The following is a 2,855-nucleotide window of genomic DNA, read 5'->3' on the forward strand; positions in this document are numbered from 1 at the left end:
CGCGCGTCCTCCTCCGGAGGAACGACGCACGACCCTACGGGTCGCAAAGACGATAAAGCCTACGGCTTTAAGGAAAGCTCTCCGGGCTTTCCAACCCATTCCTTCGGAATGGGTTGGGGAATTCCTCCGGAATTCCCGCACCGTGCACGGGAAGTGATGCGGCATCTCCGGCGTCAGCAGGGGCCGGGGGTGACGGGAGGTCACACGTTGGGGCGGCCTGCCTGCACGGCTCCGCAGTGCAGGCAGGCCTGATGTCGGATCACCACCTGCGGCACTACCCATGCCTGGGCTCACGGACAACTACGCACCAACAAGAGAGGGACGGTCGTCACGGCCGGAACGTGAACCGCGTGCATCATTCTCGACCGTAACTAAGAACTGGACCTAGCACACACCACCCTGCATCACTTTGATGAGTGGGTAGAAACTGTAAATACTGGCGGTCGTCGGCCAGCCGTCACAAAGGAGTGGGCGCCGACCAAAGTCGACGCCCACCGGAGACTTGCTAGCGGCCCCGTGTTGGACGCCCCGTCAGCGGGCAGGCGGGGCTGAACTGACGGCCGATTCCTTCGGTGGGGCCGGCTCAGCTCCGATGGAGGAGCCGTCACCGACGCCGAACAGAAAAGCGAGCAGCAGAAGGGTGGCGGCAGCAGCAGTCACGGCTGCCACCAGATCACCACTCGCGGCGGGTCCGACAGATGACTGCTGGGTGGTCTTCGTACGGCGGTAAACGATGGCGCCGACGCCGCAGGCGATCAGGAAAAGCGATGCGTTCACCGCGGAGATATATAGGTTCACCGAGGCCCTTAGGGTCCGTGAGGCCCGGGGGGCCTCTGGGGAGAGAGGAAACCTCTTCAGCGATGTACCCGTCGGCCGCATTATGAGGGACAGTGGCCTAGGCCACTCTCTCGTAGAGACCTACATCACATCGAGGGAGGTTTTTTTAAACCTCCCGGGCCAACTGGCCTTCCGGGTCCCGCAGTCCACGTCGGTGCGCGGCCGAGCACTGCTCGGGGCCACACATCGTACCGAACTCTGGGGCCTCTCCGTCCATCTGAATTTTGCGCCCGCGCGGCGGCCCAGCAAAGGAGGAAGGCTTGTTCTCCATGCGCGTGCTCGACCTGACGTGGAAGCGACCCGCTGCGGAGCTCTGACCTGTGCTTTCGGGCCCATAATCACCTAAGCCACCTGACGGGACAACAAGACCGTTCAGGGGTGGGTCGGTCTGATATCCGGCAGCCGTGCAGGGAGGATGGGGCCATGAGCTCGCGTCCGATGCTGACCCAGCGGGAGGCCGCCGCCGCGTGCGGTGTCAGCCGCACCACGATCCGCCGTCGCCGCGAGGCAGGTGACCTGCCGGGCGCCGTGCAGGACCCCGTACGGGGCTGGGTGATCCCGGTCGACGACCTGCTTGCCGCAGGCCTGCGCCTCCACGCGCCCTCCCCGCCCGACGAGGTGGCCTCTCCTGGCGTGCAGGAGCGCCCGGTGGGCCCAGTGGCCCAGGTGCAGGGCGAGGCGGCGTTGAGGGCCGAGTTGGAGCGTGTGCGGCACGAGCACGCCCTGGCCGTGGCCGAGGCCGAGCACGGCCGTCTCCTGGCCCAGGCCGAGGCGCAGCATCTGCGGGAGCAGTTGGCGGCGCGGGGCGAGCACATCGCGGACCTTCAGCGGGCGCTGAAGGCGTTGATGCCGGCGCCGGAGCGGCCGGTGCTCACCCAGGTGTCGGTGCCGGGGCAGGCGCAGCCGGAGGACGGATCCGCGGGGAGCCTCGAGGAACTACCTGAGGCGAGTGGCGAGCGGCGCCGGTGGTGGAAGCGTAGGTAGCCGGGTGAGGAAGGTGGGTGTGCTGAACGCCGAGCACGGGTTCACCACCTTCTGCAAGTTGATGCGCCCGTCGCTGCTTGAGTTCGGCTGCCGGGCGGAGGGGAAGCCCGGCATCGTGCAGAAGCCGCGGAGGGGCGAAGAGCCCATGTTCGCCTCTTCAGGAACCTCTTCTTCTGCAAGTCGAACTGGGTACGGCGATCAAGATGCAGGTCGTCGGCAAGATCGGTGAAGCGGCTGTGCTTCGTCTCCGAGGTGAAGTACGTCGACGGCCGGGACGTGAACGGCATCATCGCCGTGGCGGACATCGAGTTCATGTGCCTGCCGGAGACCGTGGGCTGGGACGACGCACGTCGTGCTGTGCCAGGGGGCACGTCTTCGCTACTGCCCTCCGGCACGAGTTCACCGTGGGTGGGAGTCGCTGGGCAGGTTTTCCCTCAGAGCTCTGACCTGCATAAAGGCTGTCAGTGCCGTGCTGTATGGGGTGGGGTGGCCAACTGGTCTGCGATTAGTGGGCAGCAAGGTTTGTCGGTGCCGTTCCGTAAGGTGCTGCCAGGCCCCGGCAACGACCGAGGGAGACGCCGTACGGCGGCCGGCAAGCAAGCCGTACAGCAGTCTCCCTCACGTCTGCCGATGGGTCCGTCCGATCCCGCTGTAGAGAGAAGAGGCCCCATGACAGTCCCTGATGTACCCGGAATCGATTCCTCATTATCGATTCCCGGAACGGCTTCTGACGGTACCCGAGAACACTGTCACTCCAAGTTGATGGGTTGGACGATCCTGCTCATCGGCGTGCTGTCGATGGTCGGCGTCGTCGTCCTGGCCCTGTTCGACCGTCCGGAAGCCGCCGCCGCGCTCGGTTCCACCGCGGCGGCGGTGTGCACCGTCGGCGGCAGCCTGGCCATGCACCGCAGGTAGCAGAAGCAGCGGAGGGGGGCGCCCCCCCCCGGGGGGCGCCCCCCCGGGGCGCCCGGGACACCGGGCTGGGGGGTTCGCGAGATCCCCCCCCCCGCGCCCCCGCGTGTGTTTCCACCCCG

General features: G+C 66.7%; 3 protein-coding genes. 2 read left to right on the forward strand and 1 reads right to left on the reverse strand.

Annotation, left to right across the window (positions count from 1 at the left end; genetic code table 11):
- Nucleotides 1-531 precede the first annotated feature (531 nt).
- A complete protein-coding gene (locus tag ABZ172_RS30035) occupies nt 532-777 on the reverse strand; it encodes a hypothetical protein (protein ID WP_356888511.1) in 246 nt (81 codons plus the stop codon).
- 483 nt (nt 778-1,260) lie between these two features.
- Here ABZ172_RS30035 and ABZ172_RS30040 point away from each other — a divergent pair, with 483 nt between their 5' ends.
- Nucleotides 1,261-1,821, forward strand: coding sequence for a helix-turn-helix domain-containing protein (locus tag ABZ172_RS30040; RefSeq protein ID WP_356888513.1), 561 nt, complete (start codon nt 1,261-1,263; stop codon nt 1,819-1,821).
- A 762-nt stretch (nt 1,822-2,583) separates the two neighbouring features.
- Complete coding sequence (locus ABZ172_RS30045) at nt 2,584-2,736, forward strand: hypothetical protein (protein ID WP_187282052.1); 153 nt, start codon at nt 2,584-2,586, stop codon at nt 2,734-2,736.
- Nucleotides 2,737-2,855: the final 119 nt, after the last annotated feature.

Origin of the sequence: Streptomyces sp. NPDC006296 (genome assembly GCF_040613235.1) — a bacterium.
In the GTDB taxonomy this organism is placed as follows: domain Bacteria; phylum Actinomycetota; class Actinomycetes; order Streptomycetales; family Streptomycetaceae; genus Streptomyces.